The organism is Metaclostridioides mangenotii (genome assembly GCF_017873185.1).
Lineage (GTDB): Bacteria > Bacillota > Clostridia > Peptostreptococcales > Peptostreptococcaceae > Metaclostridioides > Metaclostridioides mangenotii.
In genome coordinates this window covers 407,657-424,194 of the sequence record NZ_JAGGJX010000002.1, presented here as the reverse complement: position 1 = coordinate 424,194, position 16,538 = coordinate 407,657, and the positions used below count along the sequence as shown (strand labels likewise).

The window sequence follows — 16,538 nt, the reverse complement described above, 5'->3', positions numbered from 1 at the left end:
CTATAATTCGTACCCATATTTTGTAAAAAACTCTTCTCTAAAGTCTAGTAGTCTATCTTCCATAATTGCCTCTCTTACTTTAGCCATAAGGTCTAGCAGGAAGTGTAAATTATGAGTCGTTATAAGTCTCGCACCTAAGATTTCGTTAGTCTTAACCAAGTGTCTTATATAAGCTTTTGTGTAGTTTTGGCATGTATAACAACTACACTCTGGGTCTAATGGTGTGAAGTCCTCTGCGTAACTTGCGTTTCTAACTACTACTTTTCCTTGGCTTGTCATAGCTGTACCATTTCTAGCTATACGAGTAGGAAGTACACAGTCAAACATATCAACTCCTCTTATTACTCCTTCAATAAGGTCATCTGGACTTCCAACTCCCATAAGATATCTTGGCTTGTCAGCTGGCATAAGCGGTGTTGTATATTCAAGTACTTCATACATCAACGGCTTTGGCTCTCCAACACTAAGTCCTCCAATTGCATATCCAGGTAAATCTATAGACGTAATTTCCTTAGCAGATTGTTCTCTAAGGTCTTTGTACATTCCACCTTGAATTATACCAAATAACGCTTGATTTTCAGTATTATTATGGGCTTCTTTACATCTTTCTAACCATCTTGTCGTTCTTTCAAGAGAATTTTTTACATAATCTCTATCAGCAGGATATGGAGCACACTCATCAAACGCCATCATTATATCCGATCCAAGTGCATTTTGTATCTCCACTGCTTTTTCTGGTGTTAAAAAGTGCTTTGATCCATCTAAGTGAGATCTAAACTCGACACCTTCTTCTACAATTTTTCTAAGCGGTCCTAAACTAAATACTTGGAACCCTCCACTATCTGTAAGTATAGGTTTATCCCAGTTCATAAATTTATGAAGACCGCCAGCTTTTTTAACTATTTCATGTCCCGGTCTCATGTACAGATGATAAGTGTTGCTTAGAATTATCTGTGATCCAATCTCTTTTAGTTCTTCTGGTGTCATACTCTTAACTGTCGCTTGCGTCCCAACAGGCATAAAGATCGGTGTATCGATTACGCCGTGTGGTGTGTGTAGCCTTCCAAGTCTAGCTCCACTCTGCTTGCAAGTTTTTATAAGTTCATATCTTACTGCATTCATATTTTTTCTCCTAACCATTAGTAACTCTAAATTAATTCTTTTAATTCTTATGTTAATTTTTATATTATTTTATTAATTCTTTTTAATTTCTATGTGAATTCTAATATTATTTATTAATTCTTTTTAATTTCTATATTAATTTTTATATTCTTCTTCATATTTCATATTGATTTCCTCAAGCATCTTGTCATTGCACTTTTCCTTTATTTCATTTTTCTCTGTCATATAGCTTCCCCTTTGAATTAAGAATCTCTTTATTGCAAAAAGTCCACCCATAGCGATTACTCCTAGTAAAACGTCCATCATTCCATCGTTTTTAGGCAACAACAGCATTTTTCTCGCTATTGCGTACAACAACGCCTCAATAAATGCGCCTGGTATATGAAGTGAAAGCATTATAACAAGCTCTACCCCTATTACCAATAGAAGTACTTGGCCTAGGATATTATTTAATGTTTGATATTGAACAATATTCTGAAAATCAGTGATGTATTCAAACCAAATCAATCTGAATATATCCATAATTCCCAGACATATAGTAAGTAAAACTACTACTGCTAGAATTTTTTCAAGTATTAACGCGACCTTAAGCACCTTGCTATTGCTATTTTTAGTTATTTCTTTCATAGATAACCCCCTTCAAATCTGACCTTTTGTATTTTATATTCTTCAGTTTGACATAAACTTTTAATAGTATTAACTATTTTATAATCATTGCGTCCCCAAAACTGAAGAATCTATATTTCTCCTCTACAGCAGTATTGTATGCGTTTAGAATATTTTCTTTACTGCTAAGTGCACTTACAAGCATTATAAGTGTCGACTCCGGTAAGTGGAAATTAGTTATAAGTTTATCCACAATTTTAAACTCATATCCTGGATATATAAATATCTCAGTCCATCCGCTTGTTTCTTTTATTATGCCTTTTTCTTTACTAGCCGATTCAACAGTTCTACAACTTGTAGTTCCAACACAGACTACATTTTTTCCACCTTTTTTAGCCTTGTTTATTTTATTGGCAGCTTCTTTGTCCACCATATAGTACTCTGAGTGCATATGGTGTTCTAACACATCATCTACTTTAACTGGTCTAAATGTCCCAAGCCCCACATGAAGCGTAATAAATGCAATATCAACACCTTTTTTCTCTATTTTATCTAAAAGCTCTTTAGTAAAATGAAGCCCTGCAGTAGGTGCTGCTGCAGAACCGCTGTGTTTAGAGTACACTGTTTGATATCTATCTTTTTCTTCCAACTTTTCAGTGATATATGGAGGCAATGGCATGCTTCCCAGCTCATCAAGTATCTCTTCAAATATACCGTCGTAGCTGAATTTAACTATTCTAGATCCGTCTTCTCCCATTCCAACTACTTCACTGATTAGTTTTCCTCCACCAAAAGAGAATTTTGTACCTATTTTAGCTCTCTTACCTGGTTTAACCAATGTTTCCCAAGTATCATCTTCTGTTCTTTTTAATAACAAGAACTCAATCTTTCCACCAGTATCAACTTTTTCTCCAATAAGTCTCGCTGGAATTACCTTTGTATTATTTAATACTAAACAATCACCTGGGTTTAAATAATCTATTATATCTTTAAATATCTTATGTTCTATTTCGCCAGTTTTTTTATCAAGAACCATAAGTCTAGAACTAGATCTATCCTCTATTGGAACTTGAGCAATAAGCTCTTCTGGCAAATCAAATTTAAAATCACTTGTCTTCAAAACTAAACTTCCTCTCAAAAAAAATTTCACCTTTTTATTATAACAAAAAAACTACATGTCGACTACTGGAATACAACTTAAAAAAGTCCCGTGCAGTCTATTTATCACGGGGCTTTTCTATATTTAAGTGTTTATATGCTAAAGGCATTGCAGACCTTCCTCTTGGACCTCTATTGATAAATCCAAGCTGTAATAGGTACGGTTCAAAAACATCTTCAATAGTATTTCTATCTTCACCTATTGATGCTGCAAGTGTATCAAGTCCTACTGGTCCTCCTCCAAATTTTTCTATTATTGTGTGCAGTAGCTTTTCGTCTACATAGTCTAGACCGAGATCGTCTATTCCAAGGAGCTCCAACGCATCTTTGGCTATTCCATTGCTTATTATCCCATCTGATTTAACTTGAGCATAATCTCTAACCCTTTTAAGCAATCTATTGGCGATCCTAGGAGTTCCCCTTGAACGTTTAGCAAGCTCCAAAGCTCCTGATTCGTGTATCTCTGCATCTAGTATTGAAGAAGATCTCAAAACTATCTGTGCAAGTTCATCAACAGTATAATAATCTAGCTTGCAAATTACTCCAAATCTATCTCTTAAAGGATTTGTTAGCATTCCTGCTCTAGTAGTAGCCCCTATAAGAGTGAATTTTGGTAGATCGAGTCTTATACTTCTCGCCGATGGTCCCTTACCTATAATTATATCCAAGCAAAAGTCCTCCATTGCAGGGTACAGCACCTCTTCAACAGTTCTATTGATTCTGTGAATTTCATCTATAAAAAGCACATCATTTTCATTTAAATTTGTAAGTATCGCCGCCAAATCTCCAGCTCTCTCAATAGCAGGGCCCGAAGTTATTCTAAGGTTAACGCCCATTTCATTTGCTATTATACTGGCAAGAGTAGTTTTTCCAAGTCCCGGCGGTCCATAAAGCAGTACGTGATCTAACTGTTCGCTTCTAGACTTTGCGGCTTGAATAAATATACTAAGCTGCTCCTTTGATTTTTCCTGCCCCAAATATTCTTCTAGAGTCTTAGGTCTTAAACTGTTTTCTATGTCTACATCATCAGTTTGCATAGAAGATGTAATTATTCTATCTTCGTCATCAAATTCGTTCATAAATTTTCCTCCCCTCTAAAATATAGTTAGCTATTTCGTCATTAAATAGGCAAGGGATTTTTTGATTATATCCTCGGTATTTAATCCGTCCTTTTTACAGTTTTGAACAGCTTCTTTTGATTCCATCGGACTGTAACCAAGCGCTATAAGTGCTTCAACGGCTTCATCTTGTGAAACAAGTATAGGCTTTTCAGAAAACAGTGTCGGTTCAAATGCCACGCTATCTTTATCTATCTTATCTTTAAGTTCTAGTATAATTCTCTCTGCTGTTTTTTTACCTACTCCAGGTGCTTTTGAAAGATTAGCTATATCATCGCTAAGTATAAATGCACCTAGTTTTGCGGGAGTCGAAAACGACAGAATAGCTAGTCCAACTTTTGGACCTATCTTAGATACTGAAGTCAAAAGCTCAAACATCTTAAGCTCTTCTTTAGTAGAAAATCCGCAGATAGTTAAATCATCTTCCCTTACTATTAATTTTGTATATATTTTTGCCTCTTTTCCAACTCTAACATCCGCAATAGTGTTAGAAGAAGCATTTATCTCATATCCTATATTATTATTTTCAATAACTATGTAAGTCATGTTTATCTCTTCTATAATTCCCTTTATATAATTAAACATATTTCCCTCCTATATTTTTCAGAGTTTTTTCAAGCTTATTTGAATGTGCATGGCAAATTGCAACTGCTAATGCATCGGCAACATCATCCGGCTTTGGTACAGCTTTTAAATTCAAAAACGCTGTAACCATCTGCTGTACTTGTGCTTTTTGTGCTCTACCATACCCTACTACCCCTTGCTTCACCTGAAGTGGAGTGTACTCATAAACCGGCTTGTTGTTGTGAGAACATGCAAGCATAGTAACCCCTCTAGCTTGTGCAACAGTAATAGCAGTCTTAACGTTTTTGTTGAAAAACAGTTCCTCTATTCCAACTTCATCTATATTATAATTTTTTATTATTGTGTCTATTCCTTTGTACACTAGCTCCAATCTTTTACATACATCCATATGTGCAGGCGTAGTGACTGCTCCGTAATCTATCGGAGTAAATTTATTGTTTTTGTATTCCAGTACTCCATATCCAACTATAGCTATCCCTGGATCTATTCCCAAGATTATCATAAAATACGTCCTTCCCCAATTTATAAAACATGTTTCTTAGCAATATATTTTATGCTGTTTTTATTTAGCAACAAATACAATCACTTTTTATACTATCAAAATTTAAATCTTCTATCAAAAAATTTAAATCTTCTTTTAAAAAACTTTAAATTCTCTATTACAAAACTTATGTTCTAAATAATTATACCATAAATACAAGTTAAAATATTCCTTAACATATATTATGTAAATAAAAAGGTGAAAATAAAAAAGAACTACCTACTGTACTTATATTTATACAAAGATAGCTCTTCTATTTATAAACTATTTATACTATAAATCAATTAACCCTTTACCCTATGCCTTCAATATACTGTCAAAATTCTAACTTGTAGATTTTACTCTAACTCAAAATTATACTCTAAATTAAAGATGTCTTCTAGCTTGCGAAATCCTCTAACCTAGCATACGCTTCATCTTCAGTGTCCATTATTACACCTTTTTTAATTTCTTCCTGCACTGTTTTAGGCAGTGAATCCATAGTTATTTTAGTTTTTTCAACTAAACTTTTCTTTCCATTTTTGTCGTACTTATATAGAGCTATATGTCCTTTATCCGTCTCTATTGCATATTTTCCACGTTTAGAATTATCACTCATTGTATCGACTTTATCATCAGATTTGTATTCAGCATCCTCTAATACAATCTCTTCTTTTGATAAACTCTTTATAATTTTTCCAGGATATTCATTTTTAAAGTAATTTTTTATTTCATTTTCTGTTTTGCCCAAAACTTCGTTTGGAACTACTCCAGCCATTATATAAGTTCTTTTGTAATTCGTCTCTGTCTCGCCTTCATTTTGAAGCCAAACTTCACAGTCTTGATTTAAATCGTAAGGCATTTGAACTTTAGCTTGTTCAATATTTGCTGTATTTTTGATAAGCATATCCCTTGATGCAGTTCTAGATCCTATATAAAATCCACTTCCAAAAACTATAATTGCTGTTGCTACATAAGCAGATATTTTGCGATAATTAAAACTTCTTCTTTGCTCAAACAATATATTCGCCTCCTTTTTTAATATTCTTTCCAAATGGGAGGCTTTTATACAATTTATGTAAATAATAAGCAAAAAAATGTTGATCTTGTTATACTTATAAATCTATTTGGACATACTTCTATTAAGAAAGATTAGGAGGTAAATTTATGTCTAAAATTAACTGTAATGTAACAAACTGTTCTTACTATGATAACAATGTCTGTTATGCTGAAAAAATAAATATTTCTGGTAAATCTGCTCAAAAAAGTGAGAGCACTAACTGTAGCTCATTTTTAGAAAAAGAACACTACAGCAGATTGACTAACAATACTAACAACGGTCAGACTGATCTAGTTTGCAATGTCAGCTCTTGTGAGCACAATGGAAATGGAGATGTCTGCAATCTTCAAAATATCCAGGTTGAACCTAATACCGATAAGCCTGTTATATATTCTGAGACTTATTGTGGGAGTTTTGAAAGTAGAATGTAAATCAATTTATAATATAATCGATTTGTAAGTAGTTATACCACTATATTTTAATTGAAATTTTAAGTATTATTTTATGCGATTTCAATGAGCATGGTTTATATAAAATTAAACTATAAGCTTTGAGAAGGCGTAAAATAATACTTTTTTATTTGTTTCTTTATAGTTATACCTCACCTTTTATTAATTGCAAGAATAGTATAAAATTGTGTTAAGCTATACAACTATTTGGGAGGGATATATAATGGTTTCATTTGCTACATTAAAAGAAAGGTCGAGAAATCAGTTGAAAGGGCACTTGCCATCGGCTATACTCGTAGTTTTTTTATCAACTATAGTGCTAACTGTAACGGAAAGATTTGAAGGTTCATCTGACACGAGTTCACTCATTGTCTATATACTACTTAGCATCTTTTTAGCTGCACCTATATATGTCGGCAAGATTAAGTTTATGTTGGATCTTGCTTTGGGTAAAAATCCTAAGATATCTGAGATATTATTTGGCTTTAAATATTTATCTAAATCAACTTTTTTAGGGGTTGTTTCATTAATAGGATCTTCTGCTATATCATTTATTTCTTCATTTTTAGGTTATTTAATAACATCAACTTTCAGTGGAAATATATTTCTACAATTACTAGTTATTATCTTTGGAATATGTCTGATTGTCGCTTCATATTATATTGTAGTTCTATTTTCTATGTCTTATTATATGCTCAGCGCAAACCCAGATATGCCAATTACAAGCTGTATTAGTTCAGGAATGGATTTAATAATTAAAGGTCATGTACTAGATTATCTATTGCTTGGTCTAAGTTTTATACTATGGATTATCCTCCCTATAATATTAGCTAGTTTTTTATTTAATATAATTTGGATTGTAATTATCTTGTGCGTGATTCCATACGTACTCTGGTTATCTGCTTATATAGAAATGACTTACATCAATTTTTATTTAGAACTAAATAATTCTACAATTGAATAAAATAACAATAGGAAAAGTATGCGATTTAGTATAAATACCGCATACTTTTTTTATTTATTCTTTTTCAACTTAAGCCGCAAATCCATAATAAGTCTGACAGTACAATTTTTACTGTAGCTTCTGGACTTTATAATTTTATCATCAGTTAAATTTACTCCTAAGTCCAACCTACAAATTCATTCTAAGCCTGATCATATCCAAGCATTCGATTCCATTTTCAACTATCTTCTCAGTGTAGTTGTTTTTAAAAAAATCAACATCAACTCCAACAATCCTAAATCCACACTTCTGATAAAAGGCTAGTTGAGAAATACTTGAATTTCCAGTTCCAACTTCCAGGTATTTTGCTCCTTTATCCTTAGATAAGAGCACTACATCCTCAACCAATAGTTTGCCAATTCCTGTGCTTTGGTGTGATTCTTTTACTGCTATATTCACAATCTCTAAAGTATCAAATGACTTTCTAGCAAGCAAATAAACTCCAACAGTCTCTTTATCCGCAATAGCTATATGACATTCTCCTTCTTTTAGATATCTTTCTACCATATCAATAGATGGATCAGCTAAGTAAAGTAAATCGTACGGTATCGTATCATTACTGTCCATCTTTCTTATTTCAATATTCATTGTAATCCTCCGTCGTTCATCTATAATTTTATTCTATATATTTTAGTACATAATCAAAACTTATGTAATTATCTAGTCTTTAGTTAATTGTAAATCTTAAAATGATTATAGTCTATATTAATTTAAGTGAAAAACTCCCCTATCTTCCTACATATGATTTTCCAATATTTTGAGATCTCACCAAAGCCATTTTCTTTATCTGATGAAATTGTCGGTATTTCCTGGGGAATATTATCATCTACTACACTTAATATAGTTTTATATATCTCATTTTGTCCTTTTTCGTTTGGATGAATATCAAAGTAAGCCATATTAGTCATTACATCCCTGCTATTAGATTTAAATACGTTATAAACATCTGCAACCAAATAATTATTTTCATATGAATTTCGTTTTATTGAACGATTAATTTGACTTATGTATATGTCTGCAACACTCGACATTGGCTTTAAAATAGCAGTTTCTGTAAACGGATTGTATAAAGTTTGTACTACTAACTTTACTTCTGGGTTTTGATCTTTTATATGCTTTATAATTATAGGGAAGTCTCTGTCAAACTCTCTAAGCCCATCCTTTAATTTCCCAGTTACTTCTGGCGATCTCAAACCTTCAGGTGTAAGTAAATCTACGAGGGGTTCTGGATTTAATCTAACAGCCCTTTCAATCTCATAGGATGAGGCATTATCAGACAAACCAAGAGATTCTTTAATTGAATACATTAGAGGTTGTAATAGATTATTTCCACCAATTGATAGAGTTATAACTTCAGAACTCCTTATATATCTGTTTATATCCTTATCATTAGATCTAAAAATATCAACTAAGTCACTGCTATCTATTCCATTTACAGCTAAATTAATCGACCTTTTATTTATACTTTTCGCAAGTTTTTTTGAAAATTTCTGCTTTTCTTTATCTTTTAGGCCTACTCCAGTTGAAATTGAATCTCCCAAAACCACATATTCATATTTGCTTTGTTCAGCATATACACTGATACCGATTGCGATAGTCAAAAAAGACAGCATAAATGCAGTCAGAATCCTTTTTAATAGTCTAATCAACTTAACTCCTCTTCTCATATTAATAGTCTTTTTAATAATTTTATAGAAATTTATTTTCTGCATCGTTATAAAACTATATGTAAATCGGCATTTATATATTAATATTATAAATAAATATAAATTAAAATGTTTTAAATATATTCAAAACAATTTTAATTTATTTTTCTAAAATTGATAGATTCTTGCGATTGAATTCGTATTAATAGACAAATACATAAATAAGCTTATTGGAACTGGAGGAAAAAATGAAAATTCATGAAAACAATTTTATTTCAGAATTAAGAAATAAAAATGAAAAGGCCTTATATTTTGTAATCGACAACTACGGTTGGATAATAAAATCTACAGTAAAAAAATCACTCTACAATCTTATCGGACATCAAGAGGAATGTATAAACGATATCTTGCTCGCAATCTGGGATAATATAGATTCATTTGACGAAGATAAAAATTCATTTAAAAACTGGGTAGCTGCTATATCAAAATACAAATCAATAGACTACCAGAGAAAATACTTAAAAAACTTAAAGGATGAAAATATTGAAAATACTGAACTTGTTTCACCTGAAAACTTACTTGAAAAAGTTTTAGAGAAAGATGTTCAAAATAATCTAGAGAAATTACTAGCACCTCTTAAACCTGAAGATAAAAAGATTTTTCTAATGGTTTATTTAGAAGAGAAAGACTTCGATGAGATCAGTGAAGAGCTTAGAATTTCAAAAAGCATTCTTTACAATAGGTTGTCAAGGGGAAAGAAAAAACTAAAAAACACAATACAAGATATTGAAACTAGGAGGATATAAAATGAAAAACGATATAAATAAAGATTTATTATACCTACTTAATGAAACAGAAATAGATTTAGATGAATTAGATCAAAACGATTTTACAGATATAGAAACAAAAAAGGTCAAAAAGAATTTTAAGAAAAGCTTAAACAATAGGAATAAGAAAAATAAAAACTTTAAGAAAGTTGCAGTGGCTGCATCAGTATTAATTTTATCAGTATCTCTTTTAGCTAGCAACTCAGGTGGACGTGCGTGGGCTAGCATCAATATATTTGTATCCAACATGGCGTCATTCATGGGCTTGGATGAAAATTTAGACAAATACAGTACAGTTGTAAATAAAGAAATTACTAAAGATGGAATCACAGTTAAATTAAATGAAGTTATATTAGACGACAAGTTTCTAGTTGTTTCAACTAGCTTCTCAAGTACTGAAAAAATTAAAGACTACTTATTTTCATCTGCAAGTATATCCATCAACGGAAAAGATATCTCAGAAGGAGCGCGCGGTTCAGGTCAAGGTATAGACGAATATACACATCAAGAAATTATTAATTACAACCTAACATCGGTACCTGAAGCTGGTGATATAAATGTAAAAATAGTCTTTGATAAAATCTCTATTGATGACAAAGAATACAGTGGTCCGTGGGTATTTAAATTTAAAACTAATGGAACGGAATTAAAGAAAGACACTCAGGCTTTAACTTTAGATAAAAAGATAAATGTATCTAAAGATCATAAAATAAAACTTGAGAAATTCACAAGTAACAGCCTTGGACAAAAAATATATTTTACATTCGATAAAAAAAGTATAAATGGATATGATATGAATTTAATTGGTAAAGATGATTTAGGAAATGATGTTACATTTGAATTTGTAACAGGTAACCAAGAAGGAGGTATGTTCGAATATTCCAATCTAGATTCAAACTTAAACAAAGACGCTAAATCGTTAACACTAACACCTTACGCTGTCAAAATGCCAGAATCAAGCGGAAAAATGCCAGATCAATCAGAATACAAAAAAGTAGGAGAGGTCTTTACAATAGACTTAACAAAACTATCAACAAATAAATAGCAGTTTAATATAAATAACTAATTCAAAAAAATAAATGGTCAGGAAGCTTTTGATACATATCTGTATCAAGCTACCTGACCTTATTTATACGTCTATTATTTTTTATCTAATTTATTATTTTCTAATTTACTCTCATCCGATTTCCCAGCAAATTGACTGTTGTAAAGATTCTCGTAGAACCCGCCTTTAGCTATCAACTCATCGTGAGTCCCTTGCTCTATTATACTTCCCTGATCCATAACTAGGATCAAATCAGCATTTCTAATAGTAGAAAGCCTATGAGCGATAACGAAGCTAGTTCTGCCCTTCATAATGTTCTTCATAGCCTCTTGAAGCATTATTTCTAATCTTGTATCCACCGAACTTGTAGCTTCATCTAATATAAGTATTGAAGGATTTGACAAGAATGCTCTTGCTATAGTAAGCAATTGTTTCTCACCAATTGAAATATTAGATCCTTCTTCATTTATTAGCATATTGTAACCATCTGGAAGAGTCTTGATAAAGTGGTGTACATTAGCTCTTTTCGCAGCTTCTACAATTTCTTCCTTAGTCGCTCCAAATCTTCCGTACTCAATATTTTCATATATTGAACCACTAAATAACCAAGTATCTTGAAGAACCATACCGAATAGAGATCTTAAATCTTCTCTAGGCAGGTCTCTAATGTCAATTCCATCGATTTTGATAGCTCCACCTTTTACATCGTAAAATCTCATAAGTAAGTTTATTAAAGTCGTTTTACCTGCTCCAGTTGGACCTACGATTGCTACCATCTGACCACTTTTAACTTCGGCATTTAAGTCTGTTATAAGTAAATTATCGTCTTTATAACCAAACTGAACATGCTCAAAGCTTACATTTCCTTGTAATTTAGTCACATCTTCATTGGTTTGTACATCTTCTGTCATCTCTTCTTCTTCAAGTATCTCAAGAACTCTATTAATAGCTGCATATGCAGATTGAATTATTGTAGATAATTGAGTTACTTGTGAAAGAGGTTGGTTAATTTGCCAAATATAACGAATAAATGCTTGTAAGTTACCTATAGAAAGGCTTCCTGATATAACATTTAATGATCCTACAAACGAAACAGCAACTATTCCAAAGTAAGTTAGTAAAGATATAAGTGGATTCATCAAACTCGATATAAACTGAGCTTTAAATCCGTAATTACGAAGATTGTTATTTGCTTCTTTAAATTCTTCTATAGCATCTTCTTCTTTACCGTATAATTTTATTTCATTAAATCCAGTGTACATCTCCTGCACTTTTCCATTTAAAACACCAAGTGCATCTTGTTGATCGTTAAACTGGGTTTGTGATTTCTTAACTATAAATCTAGATATAAAGTAACTTAACGGTATTATTAGCAATGTAAAAAGCGCCATCTTTACATTGATAGTAAACATCATCCCTATTGCCAATGAAAATACTAGTATTCCGTTGACTATCTGTATGAAACTCTGTTGAAAGGCATTTGATATAGTATCAATATCGTTTGATACACGACTTAGTACATCCCCTAGACTATTTTTATCAAAATAACTTATTGGAAGCCTTCTTATTTTACTTTCAACTGCAGTTCTAAGATCTCTTATACTGCTTTGGATCGCATTTGCAAGTAGACATCCTGCACTGTAGTTTAGTATTGCTTTTACTATATAAATTGCAGCTAATATCCCCATTATTTTTAAAATATATGTGAAATTAACCGAAGCTCCTTCTACACCCTTGTATATATTTATTGCATCTTTAGCTAGTTGAGTAGTTATCATTCCCTCTATTCTAGGGTCGATCGAATTCAAAATTGCCGAAGTAATTACGAAAAATATCGCAACTAAAAATGAAAATCTGTAGGGTTTTATGAAAGGAGATATTTTTTTATAAGTTGAACCAAAGTGTTTTACTTTTTTCATTAACCCAATTCCTCCTTTTTAAGTTGTGATGTAGCTATTTCGTAGTATATTTTCGAATTTTTAAGAAGTTCTTTATGTGTTCCAATCGATACTACTTCTCCCTCATCTAAAACTATTATTTTATCAGCATCCATTATAGAACTTATTCTCTGAGCGACTATAAGTACTACTGAATCTCTAGTTTCTTCTTTTAATCTAGCTCTAAGTACAGAATCAGTCTTAAAATCAAGTGCTGAGAAGCTGTCGTCAAATACATATATTTCTGCTTTTCTCACTAAAGCTCTCGCAATAGAAAGTCTTTGTTTTTGACCTCCAGATACGTTTGCTCCACCTTCACTCAATTCTTCATCGAACTTTTTAGGTTTGCGTTTTATAAAGTCGTACGCCTGAGCTACTTTAGCTGAATACTTAATTTCGTTTTCATCTGCATTTTTTTTACCAAATCTTATATTGCTTTCTATACTTCCAGAGAACAATAAAGCTTTCTGTGGTATAAATCCTATCTTTTCCCTAAGAGCATGTATATCGTACTCTCTTACATCTACGCCATCTACTTTTATACTGCCATCTGTAACATCGTAAAATCTAGGTATTAAGTTTATAAGCGAACTCTTTCCACTTCCTGTACTTCCTATAAATGCTACCGTTTCTCCTGCTTTTGCTGTAAACGATACATTTTTTAATACATCAGCCTCTCCATCTGGATACGCAAATGTAACATTATTAAACTCAAGTAGTCCTTTGATTTCTGTCTCTTTTACACCATTTTCTGGATTTTTGATAAGCGGATCTGCTTCAAGTAGCTCCTGAATCCTACTCGCTGATACAGCTGCTCTAGGATACATGATAAACACCATAGAAAACAACATTATTGAGAACATAGCGTGGAATAAATACTCCAAAAATGCTACTAATTGTCCGACTTGTAGTGTTCCATTATTTATTTTTCCACTCGATACCCAGAATACTGCAAGTATTGCAACGTTTAAAATTAAGAAAAACGCTGGTTGAGTAATTGCCATAAGTCTAAATAACTTTTTTGATACCTTTGCATAGTACTCGTTTGTTTCTGCAAATCTTTCTGTTTCGTATTTATCTTTTCTAAAAGCCCTAATAACTCTGATACCAGTTAGATTTTCTCTTAAAATTCTGTTTAATTTATCGAGACTCTTTTGCTGATTATCAGATATTTTATGAGAAATTTTTGCTATAATTAACACACCAAGGAATATAAAAGGTATTGTAGCCATAATGATTAATGATAGCTGAGCACTTGTGATAAATGTCATAATGATACTTATCAAAAATACTATTGGTGTAAGAAAAGCCAGTCTGAGTAGAATATTTACAAAGTTTTGAAGTTGGTATACATCGTTTGTAGTCCTAACTATCATCGATGAAACTCCAAATTTGTTGTACTCAGTATGTGAAAATTCTTGTGATTTCTCAAATATGTTATTTCTTATGTCTCTAGCGATACCTGTAGATACTTTAGATGAACAGTATCCTAACAGTATACTACCGAACCCACCGACTAACGATATAAGTATCATTACTAATATCATCTTCTTTATATAAGAAATATCTCCATTAGTTATTCCATTGTCTATGATTTTAGCAAGTACTGTAGGAATTCCTAGTTCAACAAGTGCAAAACTAAATACTCCAACAAAGTTAGCTGCTATTAAAAGTTTATAATTCTTGAGATATTTTAATATTAACTTCATCTTACAACTCCTCTCTCTAATTTAATATTTCACTTAAACTGCCTATATATGTACTTAAGTTATCCGTATTCCAACTACAAAAAAAGAGATAGAGTCGACTTCCCCCTAATCTCTTAAAAATCCCAAGCCACAATTTGTTTAATCTTATAAATTTTACCATACAGAAATAACAAAGTCAATTTATTGCGTTTTACTTTTTATTTCTTTTTATCCTTTATTACGTATGGTTTCTTCTCTTTATACTGCTTCTTATTTCTTATTACTTCTTACTTTCTAATGTCTGCCCAATTATCTGTTTCATGATGTCTTTATTTAATGCTCCAACTGTATAACCATATATTTTTCCATCTTTATCTATCATAAAAGTTGTCGGATATGAGTTGATGTTGTAATTATCAAAAACCTCACCCGTTTTGTCAATAACAGTTGGGAAAGTGTAGTTGTTTTGATCTAAGTAGTCAAAAACATCTTTTTCACTCTGATCGTGAGTCCCTGTTACTCCGAGAATAACAACCTCTTCTTTATTTAAGTTGTATTCCTTGTATAGCTCTTCTATATGCGGCATCTCTTCTTTACAAGGAGGGCACCATGTCGCCCAGAAGTTTAAAAACACTACTTTTCCTTTGTAATCAGATAGTTTATGTTCTTTTCCATTTTGATCTAAAAGTGTAAAATCAAATGCAGGCATCTCACCCGGCTCTGCTTCATCACTATTCGAATCAGCTACGCCGTTCTGGCTATCTGAATTATTTTTATCATCTTTATTTTCTGTATTGCTATCATTCTTATTGCTACCATTAGTATCGTTTTTATCTGATTTCTGAGATATATTTGATTGGTTGGTATTGGTATTTAGATATCCTGTTAAAGAATTTATCCAACCTGTGTAAGTCATAACCCCCATTATTATAAGGATAACTCCTCCAATTTTAATAGTGTACTTTACTATATGTTTCTTTTTATCTATAAATTGTAGAGCTTGTGTTGTAAATAATCCTAAAAATATAAAAGGTATTATAAAACCTATTGTGTATACCAAAACTAGTACATTTCCAGCAATAGCACTCTTTGCACTTGAAGCTAGTATAAGTACTGAAGATAATACCGGCCCAACACATGGAGTCCACGCAAAACTAAATGTGAATCCCATAATAAATGCAACGATCGGATTCATTTTCCTTAAGTTTTGATTTATATTTATCTTAAAATTCCTATTTAAAAAATTGAAATTTATAAATCCTATTTGAATCAAACCTAGTACTATAATTATAATCCCGCCAATTCTACTAAATATCAGCTTATTGTCGCTAAAAAATCTACCTAGTGCAGAAAATGAAAGCCCCAATATGAAAAATGAAACTGAAATACCTAGCACAAAGAACAATGTGTGAAATAACACTTTGCCCCTTTCATATGTAATATTGCCATTTAAATCTTCTTTTTTAGCATTACCAGCCAAATAACTCATGTATATAGGTATAAGTGGAATCACACAAGGTGAAAAAAACGATATTATACCTTCGACAAATACAAGAAAAAAATTTATGTTCCCAATTGAAAGAATATTTTCAAACATTTATTACCTCCCCAAATTTAGTTATATCAATGCACTCTTTATTTTTTATACCCTTAAATATATTTGTTAATTGCATAATTAAAAAATATTAACTATTGATATACACTTAACATACACATATAATTATATTATAGGTTTTATTTAATTTAAGCAATAAGTTAAAAAATCCTAATTCTT

Annotated in this window: 16 protein-coding genes; 4 read left to right on the top strand and 12 right to left on the bottom strand. The window is 31.6% G+C overall.

The window, feature by feature from the left end; translation table 11 throughout:
• The 7 genes from tgt to J2Z43_RS08045 all read right to left on the bottom strand — a co-directional run bounded on the left by tgt (nucleotide 1) and on the right by J2Z43_RS08045 (nucleotide 6,130).
• A complete protein-coding gene (gene tgt / locus J2Z43_RS08075) occupies nucleotides 1-1,122 on the bottom strand; it encodes a tRNA guanosine(34) transglycosylase Tgt (protein ID WP_209456710.1) in 1,122 nt (373 codons plus the stop codon).
• Between the two features lie 135 nt (nucleotides 1,123-1,257).
• The gene (locus J2Z43_RS08070; RefSeq protein WP_234926191.1) at nucleotides 1,258-1,749 is read right to left on the bottom strand and encodes a phosphate-starvation-inducible PsiE family protein; all 492 of its coding nucleotides are present in this window, start codon (nucleotides 1,747-1,749) and stop codon (nucleotides 1,258-1,260) included.
• 73 nt (nucleotides 1,750-1,822) lie between these two features.
• A complete protein-coding gene (gene queA / locus J2Z43_RS08065) occupies nucleotides 1,823-2,848 on the bottom strand; it encodes a tRNA preQ1(34) S-adenosylmethionine ribosyltransferase-isomerase QueA (protein WP_209456709.1) in 1,026 nt (341 codons plus the stop codon).
• Nucleotides 2,849-2,945: 97 nt separating this feature from the next.
• Complete coding sequence (gene ruvB, locus J2Z43_RS08060; RefSeq protein ID WP_209456708.1) at nucleotides 2,946-3,965, bottom strand: Holliday junction branch migration DNA helicase RuvB; 1,020 nt, start codon at nucleotides 3,963-3,965, stop codon at nucleotides 2,946-2,948.
• Between the two features lie 30 nt (nucleotides 3,966-3,995).
• A complete protein-coding gene (ruvA, locus tag J2Z43_RS08055; RefSeq protein ID WP_027701337.1) occupies nucleotides 3,996-4,589 on the bottom strand; it encodes a Holliday junction branch migration protein RuvA in 594 nt (197 codons plus the stop codon).
• The gene (gene ruvC, locus J2Z43_RS08050; protein ID WP_209456707.1) at nucleotides 4,582-5,091 is read right to left on the bottom strand and encodes a crossover junction endodeoxyribonuclease RuvC; all 510 of its coding nucleotides are present in this window, start codon (nucleotides 5,089-5,091) and stop codon (nucleotides 4,582-4,584) included. The genes ruvA and ruvC overlap by 8 nt, the downstream gene beginning before the upstream one ends.
• Nucleotides 5,092-5,509: 418 nt before the next feature.
• Nucleotides 5,510-6,130 carry a hypothetical protein gene (locus tag J2Z43_RS08045; RefSeq protein ID WP_209456706.1) on the bottom strand — a complete coding sequence of 207 codons (621 nt, stop codon included), beginning with the start codon at nucleotides 6,128-6,130 and terminating at the stop codon, nucleotides 5,510-5,512.
• 146 nt (nucleotides 6,131-6,276) lie between these two features.
• Between J2Z43_RS08045 and J2Z43_RS08040 the strand changes: the two genes are divergently transcribed.
• Nucleotides 6,277-6,600, top strand: coding sequence for a DUF1540 domain-containing protein (locus tag J2Z43_RS08040; RefSeq protein ID WP_209456705.1), 324 nt, complete (start codon nucleotides 6,277-6,279; stop codon nucleotides 6,598-6,600).
• A 241-nt stretch (nucleotides 6,601-6,841) separates the two neighbouring features.
• The gene (locus J2Z43_RS08035) at nucleotides 6,842-7,582 is read left to right on the top strand and encodes a DUF975 family protein (protein WP_209456704.1); all 741 of its coding nucleotides are present in this window, start codon (nucleotides 6,842-6,844) and stop codon (nucleotides 7,580-7,582) included.
• 168 nt (nucleotides 7,583-7,750) lie between these two features.
• On the opposite strand, the gene J2Z43_RS08030 is transcribed toward J2Z43_RS08035, so the two are convergent.
• Together J2Z43_RS08030 and J2Z43_RS08025 are read right to left on the bottom strand one after the other, a co-directional pair.
• Nucleotides 7,751-8,209, bottom strand: coding sequence for a GNAT family N-acetyltransferase (locus J2Z43_RS08030; RefSeq protein WP_209456703.1), 459 nt, complete (start codon nucleotides 8,207-8,209; stop codon nucleotides 7,751-7,753).
• Between the two features lie 122 nt (nucleotides 8,210-8,331).
• On the bottom strand, nucleotides 8,332-9,270 hold the full coding sequence (locus tag J2Z43_RS08025; protein ID WP_209456702.1) for an SGNH/GDSL hydrolase family protein: 939 nt from the start codon (nucleotides 9,268-9,270) through the stop codon (nucleotides 8,332-8,334).
• A gap of 245 nt (nucleotides 9,271-9,515) precedes the next feature.
• Between J2Z43_RS08025 and J2Z43_RS08020 the strand changes: the two genes are divergently transcribed.
• Complete coding sequence (locus tag J2Z43_RS08020; protein WP_209456701.1) at nucleotides 9,516-10,073, top strand: sigma-70 family RNA polymerase sigma factor; 558 nt, start codon at nucleotides 9,516-9,518, stop codon at nucleotides 10,071-10,073.
• 1 nt (nucleotide 10,074) lies between these two features.
• Nucleotides 10,075-11,139 carry a DUF4179 domain-containing protein gene (locus J2Z43_RS08015; RefSeq protein WP_209456700.1) on the top strand — a complete coding sequence of 355 codons (1,065 nt, stop codon included), beginning with the start codon at nucleotides 10,075-10,077 and terminating at the stop codon, nucleotides 11,137-11,139.
• 95 nt (nucleotides 11,140-11,234) lie between these two features.
• Here J2Z43_RS08015 and J2Z43_RS08010 read toward each other — a convergent pair whose 3' ends face one another.
• The 3 genes from J2Z43_RS08010 to J2Z43_RS08000 form a co-directional block, all read right to left on the bottom strand.
• Nucleotides 11,235-13,058: an ABC transporter ATP-binding protein gene (locus J2Z43_RS08010; RefSeq protein ID WP_209456699.1), complete on the bottom strand. Its 1,824-nt coding sequence runs from the start codon at nucleotides 13,056-13,058 to the stop codon at nucleotides 11,235-11,237.
• The gene (locus J2Z43_RS08005) at nucleotides 13,058-14,785 is read right to left on the bottom strand and encodes an ABC transporter ATP-binding protein (RefSeq protein ID WP_027701328.1); all 1,728 of its coding nucleotides are present in this window, start codon (nucleotides 14,783-14,785) and stop codon (nucleotides 13,058-13,060) included. Before J2Z43_RS08005 ends, J2Z43_RS08010 begins: the two co-directional genes overlap by 1 nt.
• 259 nt (nucleotides 14,786-15,044) lie before the next feature.
• Nucleotides 15,045-16,361 (bottom strand): cytochrome c biogenesis protein/redoxin, encoded by a 1,317-nt coding sequence (locus J2Z43_RS08000; protein ID WP_209456698.1) that lies wholly within the window; start codon nucleotides 16,359-16,361, stop codon nucleotides 15,045-15,047.
• Nucleotides 16,362-16,538 lie beyond the last annotated feature (177 nt).

Coding starts and splice junctions, on each gene's coding strand:
- J2Z43_RS08030 (WP_209456703.1), bottom strand. CDS start 8,209: ATGAATATTGAAATAAGAAAGATGGACAGTAATGATACGATACCGTAC.
- tgt (WP_209456710.1), bottom strand. CDS start 1,122: ATGAATGCAGTAAGATATGAACTTATAAAAACTTGCAAGCAGAGTGGA.
- J2Z43_RS08070 (WP_234926191.1), bottom strand. CDS start 1,749: ATGAAAGAAATAACTAAAAATAGCAATAGCAAGGTGCTTAAGGTCGCG.
- J2Z43_RS08015 (WP_209456700.1), top strand. CDS start 10,075: ATGAAAAACGATATAAATAAAGATTTATTATACCTACTTAATGAAACA.
- J2Z43_RS08005 (WP_027701328.1), bottom strand. CDS start 14,785: ATGAAGTTAATATTAAAATATCTCAAGAATTATAAACTTTTAATAGCA.
- J2Z43_RS08000 (WP_209456698.1), bottom strand. CDS start 16,361: ATGTTTGAAAATATTCTTTCAATTGGGAACATAAATTTTTTTCTTGTA.
- ruvC (WP_209456707.1), bottom strand. CDS start 5,091: ATGATAATCTTGGGAATAGATCCAGGGATAGCTATAGTTGGATATGGA.
- J2Z43_RS08035 (WP_209456704.1), top strand. CDS start 6,842: ATGGTTTCATTTGCTACATTAAAAGAAAGGTCGAGAAATCAGTTGAAA.
- ruvB (WP_209456708.1), bottom strand. CDS start 3,965: ATGAACGAATTTGATGACGAAGATAGAATAATTACATCTTCTATGCAA.
- J2Z43_RS08020 (WP_209456701.1), top strand. CDS start 9,516: ATGAAAATTCATGAAAACAATTTTATTTCAGAATTAAGAAATAAAAAT.
- J2Z43_RS08040 (WP_209456705.1), top strand. CDS start 6,277: ATGTCTAAAATTAACTGTAATGTAACAAACTGTTCTTACTATGATAAC.
- J2Z43_RS08010 (WP_209456699.1), bottom strand. CDS start 13,058: ATGAAAAAAGTAAAACACTTTGGTTCAACTTATAAAAAAATATCTCCT.
- ruvA (WP_027701337.1), bottom strand. CDS start 4,589: ATGTTTAATTATATAAAGGGAATTATAGAAGAGATAAACATGACTTAC.